The sequence below is a fragment of the Pontibacter sp. T17 genome, from assembly GCF_057219875.1.
In genome coordinates this window covers 902,696-918,773 of sequence record NZ_JBXVVW010000001.1, presented here as the reverse complement: position 1 = coordinate 918,773, position 16,078 = coordinate 902,696, and the positions used below count along the sequence as shown (strand labels likewise).

Below are 16,078 nucleotides of genomic sequence, written 5' to 3'. Positions count from 1 at the left end.
AGCCTGCTGCAAAAAGAAAGCGCCCCGCCGAAGTGACAGAGCGCCGTACAGGTGAAAGCAGGCAGGCTCAGCGGGCGCGCCAGCCGTCGCGTTTGCCATCGAAGAGAAGGCCAATGCCAAGCTGCTGGGCAAACTGCACGCCGGGGTCCTGGTCGCGGAAGTACAGGGCCGTGGTAGACAGCGTGACAGTTACACGCTTCCATACACGGGCAGTAACCAGCACATCCAGGCGGGTATCTACTGTATTCAGCACCTTGTAATTGCCGAAGGCCGAGAACTTGGCCGTAAGGTTGAGGTTCTCATTGAGGTCCTTGTTAAGGTCGGCGGTGATGAGGAAGCCCGCTTCATATCTGACTTTATCACCACGTCGAACACCGAAGTAGGTATCAGCACCGCGGTAAAGCGATGAGTCGAGTACGAAGGTTTCGCGCAGCGTAGCCAGACCAAAGTTGGCTTTGAACCAGTTGTTGGGCTTGTATTCCAGACCAATGGACTGCGACATGAAGGCCGGGGCGAAGAAGCGCGAAATGGCAGTGCGGGTTTCGTTGCCGGCACCATCCTTGCCATAGCTGTAGCCGACATCGAACTGGGTGGTGAGATTGTAGGCGCCGAAGAACGACCAGGCCGAAGACAGGCTGAAGGGAATGACCTTGCTGTCGAGGTAAATACGATCGGTGGTTTTGCGGAGGCTCTGGCCCTGTGCCTGAAGCAGGCCGTATTCCAAAATCAGTTCGTTCTCCCAGCGAAACTGGTTGCGGCGGTAGTTGGCCCGGCCATTGAAAAGGGAGCCAAAGGCAACCGAATTCTGGCCGCCCGCTTTCCAGTTGTTTGAAAAAGAAGACTGGGTGAAATTCAGCCCCAGCTTGTAGGCCTTGAACCAGCCTGCGCTGTCGGGCGTCTGGGCAGTGGCAGTGGCGGCCAGGCAACAGACGCCCAGCAACAGAAGTATGGTTCGTTTCATGGAACAGGAGTTGGCAGCAGCCCAAATGCAGGCTGTAGTGTCCGAAAGTTCGGCAGGAAGACAGACTTGACCAAGCCAGCAGTGCTATCTGTGTAACTTGGGGGCATGAGCACCCCACGTCTTGCAGTAGTTTCCGGTATTTCCCGCGGCATTGGCCGTGCCATCGCCGAACGGCTGGCCGCCGATGGCTATCAGATTGCGGGCTGCGGCAGCAGCGAGCAGAGCCTTGCCACCGTGCGCGCCGCCCATCCCGACTGGCATCTTTTCCCTGCCGACCTGACCCAGCGCAGCCAACTGGAAGCCTTTGCCAAGGCTGTGCTGGCCCTGGGTACACCCGTGGAAGTACTGGTGAACAACGCAGGCCGCTTCATTCCCGGCCAGGTGCACAACGAACCCGAAGGCGCTCTGGAAGACCAGTTTGCCACCAATGTGGGCAGTGCCTATCACCTTACACGCGCCCTTCTGCCCAGCCTGATGGCACGCCGCACGGGCACGGTAGTAAACATCTGCTCCACAGCCAGCATCACTGCCTACACCAACGGCGGCAGCTACTGCATCAGCAAGTTTGCCCTGCTGGGCATGACCCGCGTGCTGCGCGAAGAGCTGAAGCCGCACAACATCCGCGTGATGGCCGTGCTGCCGGGCGCTACCTACACCGACAGCTGGGCCGGTTCCGGATTGCCCGAGAGCCGCTTCATGCGCGCAGCCGACGTAGCCGAGATCATCGCCACAGCGTTGAAGCTGCCGCAAGGCACGGTGATTGAGGAAATTCTGCTGCGCCCCATGGACGGGGACATCAAGTAAGCGCAGCTCCACCTACCTTTACCTGCGACCGCCACCTGTCAGAGACAACTGTGAACGCAGACAGGGTATTGCGGTGCGTTCACGGCTCTAAACTGCCTCATAAGCAGACAGTAGGCCAGTAAAGCCATTCCGGAAGCACCGGGTGCCGCGGCGCGGGCCCTGGGCTGAACACTTTATTTGCTAGAACAGACTGCCCGTGAGGCCGAAGGCGGCTTCGTGTGGGCGGCTCAGAGGCAGACAGCGGAAAGGCGGACGTTTGTCCCACAGAGCAGGGCACAGCGTTTCCAGCAGCCAGTCGTCGTCGGCAACCAGCGCATGAAGGTTGGTATTGACCAGCTGGGCCAGCACCTTGAAGTCGTCGGGCAGGTAGCGGCCCTGTACGGCTTTGTCGGCACGCTGGGCAGTACCATAGTGCCGTAGCGCCAACTCGGCCGCCTGCTGGGCGTCGGGCAGGTTGAAAGGCAGCAGACGCAGGTGCTGCAGCAGCGGCAGGCGTTGCACCGGGAACAGTTCGGCGAGCTCGGCCAGCGAAATGGTGCTGACGTAGAGGCGTGTCTGCTCGCTGAGGAAATAGCGCAGATAGCCCTGTGCGCTCTCGTGGCGGGGATGGGCTGTATCGTGCAGCGCGATGAGCGCTGAGGTGTCAAAGAGGACGGATTCTATCATGCGCGTTGGCGGTGTTGAGCCACCCAGTCGGGGCTGACAGTTGGGAAATTGGGCACGTGGATGAGGTCCTCCACACGCTCGGGTGCAGGCAGCGGCTTCAGGTCAATGAAGCGCACCAGCTCCAGACGGTCTATTTTGCCGCCAGCGGTGTTAAGACGGGCGCGGGCATGTATGCCACCTGTACGATACAGACGGTTATTCTGCTCGGTTTCCAGCATCTGGCGTTTGGCCTTGAGGCTGCGCATACCCAGGCGCTCGTCTTTGATCTGCAGCCGGGGCACACCTTTGCCCCCCATCTTGGTGATGGTGCCGTAGAGATACAATTCGGCGTCGGTGAAGAGCTCGCGGAAAGAGTAGTCAGTGTTACTGTCGATTTTGAGGCTGGCCCACCGTTGCTGTGGGCCCTGCTGTGCCAGTTCCACCTGCACCTGAAACTTCCAGGCGGCGTTCATCTCTGCCCGCTGTTGCCACTGCTGTATCTGGCGGGCGCGGGTGGCCCGCACCTTGTCAAGGCCGCCACCGGCCAGCAGCAGATTGAGGTCTTCGGCCAGCGACTCGGCAACGGCCTCGGCCACTGCAAAACGCAGCACAATGCCGCCATCGAGCGCCGGGCTGAAGCCCTGCAGGGTGGTGGGCACGGCGTGCTTTCGCTGCGAGGTCAGCAGCACGCGCTCGGCCTCCAGCAGCAGGCGGCGCAGCAGTGTTAAATCCAGACTATTGAGAGTGAGCGGCTTGGGCAGGCGCAGGTGCACGCCCACGTCGCCCTGTATGTGCAGACGCACGGCACGGGTGCCGTCGGGGTTTTCCTGTGCGGAAGAAGTTTTTGCCACAGCACAAAGATGGCGTGTAGGGCGTCAGCGTTATCCACCGCCCAAAACGGGTGGGGATAAGTCGCCGAAGGATAAGGGCAACGCAGAATATGATTAGAAAAAGCGCAAATCGAACTAAAAATCAATTTTAATAACAGTATATTAGCATTAAATATCTGGTTTATGTCGATCAAGGTTCGTGCTGAAGAATTGCTGCCAGTTCTCTCCTCCTTCAATCCATGGTGGCGCGGCGAGCCAATACAGGGTCTGCCGGGCTGGAAGCGTGCGGTATATGCCGAGCTGCGGCAGTGGATGCTGACGCCGCCTACCCGTCGGGTGATTTTGCTGACTGGCGCCCGTCAGGTAGGGAAAACGACCTTGCTGCGGCAGCTGGTAATGGACCTGCTGGCCAGCGGTGTGCCTGCCTCCAACATACTATACGCCAGCTTTGACCATCCACTGCTGAAACTGGCCGGCCCAGACGCCGTACTGGCAGCCTGGCGTGAGCGCGAACCCCAGCAACCCGGAGCGGAATATCTACTGCTGGACGAAGCACAGTTTATACCAAACTGGGGCACCTGGGCCAAACTGCAGAACGACTTTGAGCCAAACCGGCGGATACTGGCAACCGGCTCGGCCCTGCAACTGGCAACCCAGGACCCGGAGTCGGCCGTGGGGCGCGTCCACACCATTCGGCTGAATACGCTCTCCTTCTACGAATACCTGAAACTGAAACAGGTAACACTACCCACCCTGCCCTCTGTGAAGAGCCTGAAAGAGCTGTTTGGCTGGGAAACCGCGCAGTTTCAGCGAACCGCCGAGTTGCTGCCGCAGTACGTAGCGCACTTTCACGAGTATCTGCTGCGGGGTGGCTTCCCACAAACGGCGCTGATTGATAATCTGGCAGTGGCCCAGACCCTGCTGCGTGAGGACATCGTTGACAAAGTGTTGAAACGCGACATGACCGCGCTCTTTGGCGTACGTCGGGTACTGGAACTGGAACTGACCTTCCTGTATCTCTGCCGAACGGAAGGAGGACTCCTGGATATGCAGGAGCTGTGCGAGAACCTGGCGCTGAACCGCCAGACGGTGCAGAACTTTATAGAACTGCTGGAAGCCACACACCTTGTCAGAAGGCTTATGCCGCATGGCTATGGGAAAGAAGTGCTGCGCGGACGCCAGAAACTGTACCTGACAGACCCGGCCATTGCACCGGCAGTGTTGATGCGGGACAAATCGTTGCTGGAAGACCCTACCGCCCTGGGAATTACAACAGAGTCGGCGGTGCTGAAACACCTTACAACCCACTATTACCGCCAGAATGTGCATTTCTCCTACTGGAAAAATGCCAAGGGCCTTGAAGTGGACCTGATCGCCGAGCGCGGCACCGAAGTCATTCCATTTGAAGTGAAGTACCGCCAGAACCATACCAATGCCCAAGACCTGAAAGGACTGGCTGCATTTGGCGAGAAGTATGCAGTAGAGCGAGGCTACGTCATAACCCGCCGGCCCGATGACCTCTCCATTCTTACACTACCCAAAGCGAGCAGCATGCAGCTGCTCAAACTGCCAGCCCCACTCATATGCTACTGGATGGGAGAAATGGAATTAAATCAGCTCAATTAATATGATACACCACCACTAAATAAGAAATTTAGTACAAAAATATACGAATTCAATGGCGCTTCATTGATTAACACTTCTTTCTAAAAAACGTTAGTGGTGCTTAATAAGCGCAAAGCCAACGAGTGGGGTGATATCCTTTCGCGTGATTCGCGGGATAAACCACTTACATGAACAAACTACTGATACGGGTGTCGGTGCTGGCAGCAGGTATCCTGACACCCGCCAAGCTTCAGGCACAAGTTGGCATTGGCACTGTCAGCCCAAGGCCGATGGCTATTCTGGACCTGACCACCACCACACAGGGATTCTTGCCACCAAGACTCACTACTACTCAGAAAGAGGCACTGGCAACAAAACTGACAAGTGAGGGTGCTGTGCAGGATATCGGCATGATGGTGTATGACAAGGAAGTGCAGGCACTGTTGGTTTGGAACGGCAAGGCGTTTACATCGCCGGGCGGAGGGTTTGCCCTGCCTTACTCTACAGTTGAAACGTCGTCGACAGGCACACCACTTTTCCGAATCACCAACATGGGGGACTCTCCCATCGGGCTGTTTGAGTTGTCATCGGCTACTGGTGCCCCCACAGCCTATGCCGTAAACGGTCTGAACAGTCAGGCCAATGGCGGTGTCGGAATTCGTGGTTATGTATCCAATGGCGGGAATGCGAGTGGCATTGGCGTGCAGGGTGCGGCAGCTGGCCCTAAAAGCTACGGCGGGGAGTTTTCTAACGAAGCCGATGGCATTGCCCTGCATGTGCCAAAAGGTCACACGGTACTGAATGGCAGGTTGGGTGTTGGTGTAGCCAGCCCTTTGGCACAGGTAGACATCAAAAGTCTGCCCGGGACAACGGCTATGTCAATAACGGCCAACAATCCGTCAGGCAAGGCGACTCAGATTACCAATGCAGTCACCGGTGGCGCCCCCAGTTCGCTGGGATTGGCCGTATTGGCGCTGGGAGGAAATACTGAAAATGTGGCCGGCAGCTTCATTACTTCCTTTCCGGCATCGTTCAATACGGCATTGACTGTAGTAAGCCAGAACGCGCTCTTGGGCAGCACAGGCATAGACCTGGACGTAGCGGCTGGGGCTCCCAATACTAAGGTGGTAGGAGTACAATCAAAGGCTACCCAAACTGGTTCGGGTGAAGTGATTGCCTTCCATGCCAATGCCATTGGCCCTAATTCTTATGCACTTTACGGCCAGGGCGGCCGCATATATTCAGCAGGCAATGTAGGCATCCGTAATACAAATCCTACACGCGCCCTGGAGGTGGATGGCGATGTAAAACTGGGCACTGGCAGCACCCCTTTCTCACAGATGATTTACGGGCGGGTATCCCTTACGCAGAGTCTGATTGCAGGTGGCACCTCAACCACCGGGCTGTCGGCGCCTGGTCTTACCCCCAGTCACTATGTAGTAATCACCCAGAAAACCTTCCATTCGGATATTATCGTGTCCTATGGGGCTTCCAATGCCGTGAATCAGCTGCTTCTCAACTTCCGGAACATTGGTACGACTACTTTCAGTGGCACCATCGAAGTTACCTACTTCGCTTTTCTGCCATAAGCACCGCAGGTTTTATGTTAAAGGGAGGCCATTTTGCGCCTCCCATTTGTATTTTAAGGCCATCTTAAAACCCTCTCACCATGCAAATTCCCCGTATTGCACAGCGCCTGGGCCTGGCATGCGCGGCGTTGCTGTGGGCCGGAAGTGCAGCAGCACAGACGCCCAAAGTGACGCTGAAGCATGAGCGCTTCACGCTGCCCAATGGCCTGACGGTCATTCTCCACGAAGATCACTCTACCCCGATGGTAGCCGTGAACGTCTGGTACCATGTTGGTTCGTCATATGAGAAGAAAGGCCGCACTGGCTTTGCCCACCTCTTTGAACACGTGATGTTCGAAGGCTCGGGCAACGTGAAGGAAGGCGACTTCGACAACCTGCTGGAAACCGTAGGCGGCAATAACAACGGTAGCACCACCGAAGACCGCACCAATTATTACGAGACCCTGCCCAGCAATGCCCTCGATCTGGCACTCTTTCTTGAGAGCGACCGTATGGGCTTTTTGCTGGACGACTTGAACCAGGGCAAGCTGGACGGCCAACGCGATGTTGTGAAGAATGAACGCCGCCAGCGGGTAGACAACCAGCCTTATGGTCTTGCCTGGGAAACCCTGGGGCATATGCTTTACAACGAAGGACACCCCTACCACTGGCCTGTCATTGGCTACATGGAAGATCTGAGCGCGGCCTCACTTGACGACGTGAAGGACTTTTTCCGCAGTTACTACGTACCCAATAACGCTGTATTGGTGATTGCAGGCGACATCAACCCCGCCGAAACCCGCAAAAAGGTGGAGCATTGGTTCTCAGATGTGAAAGCAGGTAAGCCCGTAGTAACCCCCGAAGCCCCGCTGACACCCATTACCGAGCCGCAGTACAAGACTATTGAAGACCGGGTACAGCTGCCCCGCCTGTACATGGCTTGGCAGGGCCCGCGTGTCTACTCGCCTGGCGATGCCGAAATGACTGCCGTAGCCAACATTCTGGCAGGTGGCAACAGCAGCCGTCTGTACAAGCGCCTGGTCTATGAACTGCAGATTGCACAGAGCGTAAATGCGTTCCCGAACAACAACGCCCTGACAGGTGGCTTCATCATCGTTGCCACGGCCCGGCCAGGTGTGAAACTGGATCAGCTGAAGCAGGTGATAGACGAGGAGATTGCACGACTGGCTGCCGAAGCCCCTACCGACAGGGAGTTGCAACGCGTGGTGAACCAGTTGGAATCGCAGTTTCTGGCGGGCCTCGAGAGCATTGAGGCAAAAGCCGACCAACTGAACAGCTACTATCGTTTCACTGGTAACCCAGACTGGGCCCAGGAAGACCTGGCACGCTATCAGGCACTGACCCCGCAGGACATCTCGGCAGCTGTGCAAACCTGGCTGCGCCCCAATGCGCGCGTCATGGTGAGCTTCGTACCCCAAGGCAAACCCGAACTGGCCGTAACCCCTACCAAGTAATCGCCCCATGAAACGCATTTTTTCCCGCACCCTTCTCGGTGGCGCATTTGCTCTGGCCAGTGTGTTCACCGTCTCTGCGCAGGTAGACCGCAGCAAAGCGCCTGTCGCAGGGCCTACCCCAAAACTCTCCGTTCCTGCCACCCAGGCTTTCACCCTCAGCAATGGGCTGAAAGTGTACCTGATGGAGAAGCACGACGTGCCGCTGGTGGCGCTTCAGATTGCTGTAAAAGCGGGTTCAGCCGACGAAACCGCTGCCCAACTGGGCCTCTCGCGCCTTACCGCGCTGGTAATGCGCAATGGCGGAGCCGGTAGCCGCGATGGCCTGGCGTTTGACGAGGAAGTGAACTTCCTTGGCATCGCCCTGTCGGCTGGCTCGGGCCTGGAAAACAGCTACATCAACCTGTTTGCGCCTGTATCCAAACTGAAGCAGGGCCTGGAGCTGACCGCCGATCTGGTAGCCCGCCCACGCTTTGACCCCGCTGAACTTGAGCGCCGCCGCAAGCTGACCATCACTCAGTTGATAAGCACCTACGACCAGCCCGGCGCCATTGCACAGCAGGCGGTTGGCAAGTACCTCGCTGGCGATGCCCACCCGTATGGCCGTACCAGTGTTGGCACCGAGGCTACCGTCAAGGCGCTGACCATCGACGACCTCAAGGCCTTCCATGCCAAGTATTTTGTGCCTGCCAATGCCTATGTGATTGTAGCTGGCGACTTGACCGTAGATCAGGCTAAAGCTGCGCTGGAAGCCTCGCTGGGCCAGTGGACTGGCGGTGCCGCCCCTGTGCGTACGCCCATCGCCGCCATCAAGCAGGTAAAAGGCCGCAAAATCATTCTGATTGACAAGCCCGGTGCTGTACAGAGCGAAGTACGCGTGGTACGTGGCGGTGTGGTGCGCAACACCCCCGACTATTATGCCATCACTGTGATGAACACCATTCTGGGTGGCTCGTTTACCTCGCGACTGAACGCCAACCTGCGCGAGAAAAACGGCTATACCTATGGCGCACGCTCGGGCTTCAACATGCAGCAGACCTTCGGCACCTTTCTGGCAGCCGCTGCTGTACAGACCGACAAGACCGCCCCAGCCGTACAGGAGTTCCTCAACGAACTGAAGGGCATCCGCACTATCACAGCCGAGGATGCCAGCAAGGCGCGCAACTACGTAGCCTTGGGCTACCCCAGCAGCTTTGCCAGCGTACAGAGCCTGGTAGGCGAACTGAACGAGCGCGTGCAGTTCAACCTGCCAGAGAACTACTTCAACACCTACGTGAGCAATGTGCTGGGTGTAACACACCAACAGGCTGCTGCTGTGGCCGCCAAGTATGTAGACCCCAGCAACGTGTTGATCATCATCGTAGGCGACAAAGAGAAGGTGGTGCCCGAGCTACAGAAAATGAAGCTGGGCCCCGTGGAGCTGCACACCATTACCGACGTACTGGGCCCCATGCCCTCTGCGCAGTAAGCAGCTTTATGTCCTGAAAGAGCAACAGCCCCTTGGAAAAGGGGCTGTTGTCGTATTACATGCAACTAGACAGTGGATTACAAATCTTCACCTGTGCGGCGCAGGTATTTCTTGTGGCGGAAAAGCTCGCCCTCGGTGGCAAAGACCGACTCCTCGGCAATCTGTACCGACATTTCGCTGACCTTGGCAAACTGCTTGAGCACGCGCATAAGTTTGATGAAGTCTTCAGCGCGCTCGGGCTGCTCCTGAATCTGGGCAATGATTCGGGGGAAAATACGGTCGATTGTCTTATCGATCTGCTTATCGCGCTGAATCAGTGAATTAACCTCGATTTCCTGCGAACCGAACGCCAATTCGAGTGCGCCATCGAGGTTGTCGAGAGCTTGCTTGGAGAGCGTGTTGAACTCGATTTTCTCCAGCCACTCGTTCTGGAACGGCCCCTGTACATGGCCGAGCTTGCTGGCCAGGCTGTAGGCACTGCGGGCAATCTGCTCCAACAGCGAGCCAATGCGCATCCAGGCGTAGAGGCGGCGGAAGTCATCGGCTACGGGCTGGTGGAGCGTGAAAGCCGTGACGCTGCGGCGCTGGAGCATAAGCTCGTCGCGGGCAACGGAGCGGCGGCGCTGCTTCAGGTTGGTGACCGAGGCCACAGACGGGTCAGTGGCCATGTCGACGGCCTGCCGGAAGAGCGCCAGCGTCTTTCGGCCCATGTCCTGGGCCAGTTGTCCAATGTCGCGCAGTTCGGGTTCTATCAGTCGTTCCATGTGTGGCAGCGGGCGGCAACGTGCAAAGGCTAAAGTACAGCACCCCGGCAGGCGCTACCAATGCCCGTGGAAGAAAATAACGCCCATGCCCGCCGGAATGTGCAGGTGGGGTGACGATAACCTGAAACTTAAACCGTGCATAACGCTGGGAGAACACCCCAGAGGCCCTGCGTTGCCGGATAGAGACGCTATCTTGCAGGATGAAGTTTTACCTCATAGCTGGCGAGGCAAGCGGGGAATTGCATGGCTCCAACTTGGTGAAGGCCCTCAAGGCCCAGGCGCCTAACACCCTGTTCAGGGGCATGGGCGGCGACCGGATGCAGGCTGCAGGGGTAGAACTGGCACGCCACAATGCCCAAGACAACCACATGGGCATATTGGAAGTGCTGCGGCACCTGCCCGATATCCTGCGGCTCATCACCCGTATACAGCAGGATATACTGGCGTGGAAACCAGACGCCGTGATATTGATAGACTATCCGGGTTTCAACCTGCGGATTGCCAAATTCTGTAAGGCGCACGGCATCCGGGTGTTCTACTACATTACGCCTCAGGTGTGGGCCTGGAAAGCGGGCCGAACCAAGCAGCTACAGGCGTATTGCGACCGTCTCTACCCAATTCTGCCGTTCGAGCCAGCGTGGTTTGCCGAGCGGGGGGTAGCATCGGAGTACCATGGTCATCCGCTGCTGGACGCTATTTCCCAGGTGCAGGATGACCCCAACTACCTGAAACGCGATGCCCTGCTAGACGACCGTCCCATACTGGCGCTGCTGCCCGGCAGCCGCCGCTTTGAAATCAAAAACATGCTGCCAGCCATGCTGGAGGCCGCCGCGCCCTATCGCCAGAGCCACCAGATTGTGGTAGCGGGCGCCCCACACCAGCCCCGCGATTTCTACCTGCCACTCCTGGGCAACACCGGGGTGAAACTGGTGGAAAACCGCACCTACGACCTACTTCGGCTGGCCCACGCGGCCATCGTGACCAGCGGCACCGCCACGCTGGAAACAGCACTCTTCGGCGTACCGCAGGTGATGTGCTACAAGGCCAATCCGTTGTCGTATTTCATTGGCCGCCTGCTGGTGAAAATCAAGTTTGCTGCCCTGCCCAACCTGATACTGGACCGGCTGGTGATACAGGAACTGCTGCAGGGCGACATGAACGCCCAAACCATTGGCGCAGAACTGAAGAAGCTGCTGGAAGACCCCAGCTACCGCAGCCGCATGCAGCAGGACTACACCGACCTTCGCACTGTTTTGGGCAACGAAGGGGCCAGTGCCCGTGTGGCCACCTCGATGCTGGCGCGCATCAAAGGCACGTAATTCCCTGTAAAACAAAGAGGGCCACCATATGGCAGCCCCGTGTACATATTACGGATGAACCTCCTCAGCTGTTCTTCCACTTGATGGTGCAGCCGATGGCTTTTACCTCGGCAGTGGATACGGGCTTGCCAGCCAGAAGCTCGCGGATGGCATCTTCCACGTGCTTCACGTTGGCACCGGCAGCGTCGTCCCACTTGTTGTCAATGGCACCGATGTAGCGCACCACAAACTCATTGCCCTCACGCTGGAGCAGGTACACATGTGGGGTGCGGGTAGCGCCGTAGGCACGGGCAATTTCCTGGGTGGCATCAACAAGGTAGGGGAAGGTAAAACCCTTCTCCTTGGCGCGCGTCTGCATGTTGGCATAGCTGTCGTCGGCTACAGTCTGCTCGTTGGGGTTGATGGCCACCACGGGGAAGCCCTGCGAGCGGAACTGCTTGTCAAGCGCCACAATGCGCTCTTCGTATGCCTTGGCATAGGGGCAGTGGTTGCAGGTGAAGATGACGATGACGCCCTTGCTGCCGTTGTAGTCAGCCAGCGACACTTCCTTGCCGTCGATGTTCTTCAGGCGGAAGCCAATAGCCTTATCGCCTACCTTAAGGCCCTGGGCAAAGGCCAGTGATGTGACAAGCACTATGGCTGTCAGAAAGGAAAACAGAGATTTCATTTATGAATGGAGGGTTAGAAGTGGCAGGAAAGAATCAGGGTTGAACGGGCAGGTACTTGTCTACCCAGGCTTTGAGGGTTTCGTAAGTGAACTCACCCTCGTGAAAGGACAGAAATTTTCCATCAGGCCCGACAAGTAGGGTAGCAGGGATAGAGCCAGACCAGCTGGGGTCTATCATGGTAATCCACTCGTTGGCGTTCTCGGTGCGCATGACGATGGTTTCATAAGCGAAGCCTCGCTTGGCGAGGAAGGGTTTCACCTTGCTGTCAATGTGCAGGGGGGAATCCTGGCTGACAAGCAGCAGCTTTACGCCGCGGGCCTCGTACTCCTTGGCCAGCCGGTCGAAGTGGGGCATTTCTTTGATACAGGGGCCGCACCAGGTGGCCCAGAAGTTGACGATGGTGAGGGTGGCGTTGCTTTGCGTCAGCCGCGCCTTAAGGGCCATAGCGTCCATGACGGGGAGCGACGCAGCCTGCTGGGCCTGACCCAATACGGCCACCAGCAGAAAGCTCAGGAAGAGTGCGAAGCGTTTCATAGGTACAATGCTAACACCTTCGGAGATTGATGTGTTCGGGCAAGATGCGAACAGATTGTTAACCGTCGCACTGCTGACATTTTTTAACGGCAAACCCTGTGCCAGTACATGCAAAACGGCAGGCCCGAAGACCTGCCGTTGCTGTTTTCCTGCCTTTGGCAGCCTATTTGGGCGCAATGGCTGGGGCGTTCTGTGCTTGAATGAGGGCGTTGAGCGCGGGCACCTCTTTGTCCAGCAGGTCGCGGAGAGCGTTGAGCTGTACATCGATGCGGCGGGCAAGGTCTTCATACAAGGCCACTGACTGGTCGGTGGGGCGGGCATCGGCCGAGCCTACAACCCCCAGCAGTGATACCAGCTTGTTGTTCAGGCGGATGGGATAGTTGAGGGCATCCTGTCCAGCCTGAATTTTGGTTTGGATGAGCGCATCTTCCACGCGGCCGAGCCCGTCCTGCAGGCGCTTGGCGGCTTTGCTGACGGTGTCGCGGGCAGCACCAGCCGGAATGCGCTCGATGGCAGCGCTGAGCTGTTTACGCACCTCACGCAGGCGGTTGATACCCTTGTTGGTCTCGTTCACCTTGTTGTAGATGCGCATCAGGAGGTCAAACTGAGCCTGTAGGTCTGCCTGCGATACTGTGAGGCGGGGGTCTACCTTCACGTCGAAACGCTGCTCCTGCACGTTCTTACCCACAGTGAGCCGCACTTTGTAGGTGCCTGGCACCACTTTGGGGCCAGCAGTGCTGCCAATCCAGTAGATGGCACCGGGCACTTCCTCGGCAGTAGGATAGCGCAGGTTCCAGACAAAGCGATTGAGACCCTTGTTGGCAGTGGGCACACCTTGACGCGGCTGGTCAGGACGCTCGTAAAACTCGCGGCTGGGGGTTACGGGCCTGCCCTGCGGAGTCTGCTTGCTGTTGAAGCTGATGACGAGGCTGTCGCGGCTATCGAAGAACTCGATTTTCAGGGTGTCCTTCATGTCCTCGGCCAGCCAATAGTTCAGCACCACGCCGTTGGCAGGGTTCTGGCCTACGCTGTTGGAGGGAAATGAAGCCCCACCTACACGCCAGGTACGGCGCGGGGTGTAGAGGTGCACTGGCTTTTTGGCGATGTCATCAGACAGCTGGTGCAGCAGCGTGAGATCGTCCAATACCCAGAAGGCACGGCCATGCGTAGCTACAACCAGATCTTTCTCTTCCTTGTGGATAGCGATATCGTGAATGGGTGTCACAGGCAGATTCTGCTGGAGCGACTGCCAACTGGCACCGTCATTAAAGCTGACGTACATACCCGTTTCTGTGCCAGCATACAGCAGCCCTTTGCGGTTTGGGTCGCACCGGATTACACGGGTAAAGGCACCAGCAGGTATGCCTGTGTTGATCATTGTCCACGTTGCGCCGTAATCGGTAGTCTTGAGCAGATAGGGAGCGAAGTCGCCACTCTTGTAGCGCGTAGCAGCCACATAGGCCGTGCCGGGGTCGAAGGGGCTGGGCTCAATGATGGAGATGAGCGCCCACTCGGGCAGACTGCGTGGCGTGATGTTCGTCCAGTTTTTGCCGCCATCACGTGTCACATGAATCAGGCCATCGTCTGAGCCTGCCCACATCAGACCTTTTTGGATGGGGCTTTCAGCCAGGGCAAACACGGTGGCGTAATACTCCACGCCCGTATTGTCCTTTGTGATAGGGCCGCCAGAGGGGCCGAGTTTGGTGCTGTCGGCGCGGGTCAGGTCAGGCGAAATGGTCTCCCAGCTCTGGCCTTCGTTGGTGGTGCGGTGCACATACTGCGAGCTGACATACAGCGTCCCAGGGTCGTGGGGTGAGAAGAAGATGGGGAAAGTCCATTGCCAGCGGTACTTGTTTGCCCCAGCGCCACTGCCCATCGGATTCTCGGGCCAAACGTCAATGGTGCGGCTCTGGCCCAGGCGGCGATCCTGCCGCTCGATGTAGCCACTGTAGTTGCCGCCATAGGTAATCTGGTTGTTGCGGGGATCAACTGCGATGTAGCCGCTTTCGCCACCTGCTACCTCAAACCAGTCTTTGTTGCCAATGCCCCATCCAAAGGTGCGGCTGGGAATACCGATAGAGCTGTTGTCCTGCTGGGCGCCGTAGATGTTGTACGGGAAGGCGTTGTCGAGTGTCACGTGGTAAAACTGGCCTGTGGGCAGGTCCAGCTCCGACCAGCTTTGACCGCCATTGTAGGTGACTTCAGCCCCGCCGTCGTCGCCCAGAATCATGCGCTGGTTGTTGGTGGGGTCTATCCACAGATCGTGTGTATCGCCGTGCCCTACAGGGATGGACGAGAAGGTGCGGCCACCGTCTGTGCTCCTCATAAAGTTGACGTTGAGCACATACACGGCATCCACGTTCTGAGGGTCGGCGATGATGTGAGTATAATACCAAGCACGCTGGCGCAGGCTGCGCTCGCTGTTGGTGCGGGTCCAGGTATCGCCGCCGTCATCGCTGCGGAATACGCCGCCATTGTCATTCTCAACAATGGCCCACACGCGGTTGGGGTTCAGGGGGCTGACGCTGACACCAATCTTGCCGAGGAGGCCCTTGGGCATACCGGGCTTGGTGGAGAGGTTGGTCCAGGTGTCGCCGCCATCGGTGCTCTTGTACAGGGCAGACCCTGCGCCGCCACTGCTCATGCTCCAGGGGCTGCGCCATGCATTCCACAGCGAAGCGTAAACCACGCGCGGGTTGCTGGGGTCAATCACCACATGTACGGCACCAGTGGTGTCGCCGGCGGTAAGGATGCGTTTCCAGGTGGCGCCGCCATCGGTGGTGCGGTACAGCCCGCGCTCTCCGCCTTTGGCATTGGCGCCGAACAGCTGCCCCATCGAGGCTACGTACACCACATTGGGGTTGGTGGGGTGAATGGCAATACGGGCTACCATGCCAGCATTCTTCAGGCCCATATGCTGCCAGGTTTTGCCGCCGTCGAGGCTACGGTATACACCATCGCCGGGAGAGATATCACCTCGGATGTCGCGCTCGCCTGTGCCAATCCAGAGGGTGTTGGGCTCTGATTCAGCAATGGCAATGGCGCCTACGCTGCTGCTGCCGAGCGAGCCGTCGGAAATGTTGGACCAGTCGGCACCGCCATTGGTGGTCTTCCATACGCCGCCGCCGGTTGCGCCGAAGTAATAGGTGTAGGGCATACTGGCATGACTGGCGACTGCCAGACTGCGCCCACCGCGGAAGGGGCCAATATTTCGCCAGGCATCTTTAGGCAAGGCCGTCGAAACCGAAGGCTGGGCTGCTGGGGCCGTTGTAGCAGCCGGGCGTCCAGCCCGAGGCTGTGCCCACACGCTGGCAACGCCCAGACAACCCACCAATAGGGAGAGTATCCGTTTGTTCATGCTTGAAGGGGGTAAGGATGGTTCTCCAAGTTAATGGATTACCCATCGCCCCGCCTTCTGCTTCGTCTACTATCGCGCTACA

The 16,078-nt window shown here is 57.9% G+C and carries 13 protein-coding genes; 6 read left to right on the top strand and 7 right to left on the bottom strand.

Annotated features, from left to right (window positions below):
• Positions 1 to 67: 67 nt before the first annotated feature.
• A complete protein-coding gene (locus tag AC2D8O_RS04230) occupies positions 68 to 961 on the bottom strand; it encodes a DUF3078 domain-containing protein (protein ID WP_484677546.1) in 894 nt (297 codons plus the stop codon).
• A gap of 105 nt (positions 962 to 1,066) precedes the next feature.
• On the opposite strand from AC2D8O_RS04230, the gene AC2D8O_RS04225 reads away from it, so the two are divergent.
• Positions 1,067 to 1,765 carry an SDR family oxidoreductase gene (locus AC2D8O_RS04225; RefSeq protein WP_484677545.1) on the top strand — a complete coding sequence of 233 codons (699 nt, stop codon included), beginning with the start codon at positions 1,067 to 1,069 and terminating at the stop codon, positions 1,763 to 1,765.
• A gap of 180 nt (positions 1,766 to 1,945) precedes the next feature.
• Here the strand turns inward: AC2D8O_RS04225 and AC2D8O_RS04220 are convergent, their stop codons facing one another.
• Together AC2D8O_RS04220 and AC2D8O_RS04215 are read right to left on the bottom strand one after the other, a co-directional pair.
• Positions 1,946 to 2,431: a type II toxin-antitoxin system VapC family toxin gene (locus AC2D8O_RS04220; protein WP_484677544.1), complete on the bottom strand. Its 486-nt coding sequence runs from the start codon at positions 2,429 to 2,431 to the stop codon at positions 1,946 to 1,948.
• Complete coding sequence (locus AC2D8O_RS04215) at positions 2,428 to 3,261, bottom strand: hypothetical protein (protein ID WP_484677543.1); 834 nt, start codon at positions 3,259 to 3,261, stop codon at positions 2,428 to 2,430. The genes AC2D8O_RS04220 and AC2D8O_RS04215 overlap by 4 nt, the downstream gene beginning before the upstream one ends.
• A gap of 162 nt (positions 3,262 to 3,423) precedes the next feature.
• Here AC2D8O_RS04215 and AC2D8O_RS04210 point away from each other — a divergent pair, with 162 nt between their 5' ends.
• From AC2D8O_RS04210 to AC2D8O_RS04195, 4 genes are all read left to right on the top strand, one after another.
• Positions 3,424 to 4,866 carry an ATP-binding protein gene (locus tag AC2D8O_RS04210; RefSeq protein WP_484677542.1) on the top strand — a complete coding sequence of 481 codons (1,443 nt, stop codon included), beginning with the start codon at positions 3,424 to 3,426 and terminating at the stop codon, positions 4,864 to 4,866.
• A gap of 167 nt (positions 4,867 to 5,033) precedes the next feature.
• A complete protein-coding gene (locus tag AC2D8O_RS04205; protein WP_484677541.1) occupies positions 5,034 to 6,434 on the top strand; it encodes a hypothetical protein in 1,401 nt (466 codons plus the stop codon).
• A gap of 80 nt (positions 6,435 to 6,514) precedes the next feature.
• Positions 6,515 to 7,888, top strand: coding sequence for a M16 family metallopeptidase (locus AC2D8O_RS04200; protein ID WP_484677540.1), 1,374 nt, complete (start codon positions 6,515 to 6,517; stop codon positions 7,886 to 7,888).
• Positions 7,889 to 7,895: 7 nt separating this feature from the next.
• A complete protein-coding gene (locus AC2D8O_RS04195) occupies positions 7,896 to 9,353 on the top strand; it encodes a M16 family metallopeptidase (protein WP_484677539.1) in 1,458 nt (485 codons plus the stop codon).
• Between the two features lie 77 nt (positions 9,354 to 9,430).
• Here the strand turns inward: AC2D8O_RS04195 and AC2D8O_RS04190 are convergent, their stop codons facing one another.
• The gene (locus tag AC2D8O_RS04190) at positions 9,431 to 10,117 is read right to left on the bottom strand and encodes a PhoU domain-containing protein (protein ID WP_484677538.1); all 687 of its coding nucleotides are present in this window, start codon (positions 10,115 to 10,117) and stop codon (positions 9,431 to 9,433) included.
• Positions 10,118 to 10,317: 200 nt separating this feature from the next.
• Between AC2D8O_RS04190 and lpxB the strand changes: the two genes are divergently transcribed.
• Positions 10,318 to 11,436 (top strand): lipid-A-disaccharide synthase, encoded by a 1,119-nt coding sequence (gene lpxB / locus AC2D8O_RS04185; RefSeq protein WP_484677537.1) that lies wholly within the window; start codon positions 10,318 to 10,320, stop codon positions 11,434 to 11,436.
• A gap of 64 nt (positions 11,437 to 11,500) precedes the next feature.
• Here the strand turns inward: lpxB and AC2D8O_RS04180 are convergent, their stop codons facing one another.
• From AC2D8O_RS04180 to AC2D8O_RS04170, 3 genes are all read right to left on the bottom strand, one after another.
• Complete coding sequence (locus tag AC2D8O_RS04180; RefSeq protein WP_484677536.1) at positions 11,501 to 12,103, bottom strand: thioredoxin family protein; 603 nt, start codon at positions 12,101 to 12,103, stop codon at positions 11,501 to 11,503.
• 34 nt (positions 12,104 to 12,137) lie between these two features.
• Positions 12,138 to 12,548 carry a TlpA family protein disulfide reductase gene (locus AC2D8O_RS04175; protein WP_484678266.1) on the bottom strand — a complete coding sequence of 137 codons (411 nt, stop codon included), beginning with the start codon at positions 12,546 to 12,548 and terminating at the stop codon, positions 12,138 to 12,140.
• A 253-nt stretch (positions 12,549 to 12,801) separates the two neighbouring features.
• Complete coding sequence (locus tag AC2D8O_RS04170) at positions 12,802 to 15,996, bottom strand: WD40/YVTN/BNR-like repeat-containing protein (protein ID WP_484677535.1); 3,195 nt, start codon at positions 15,994 to 15,996, stop codon at positions 12,802 to 12,804.
• Positions 15,997 to 16,078 lie beyond the last annotated feature (82 nt).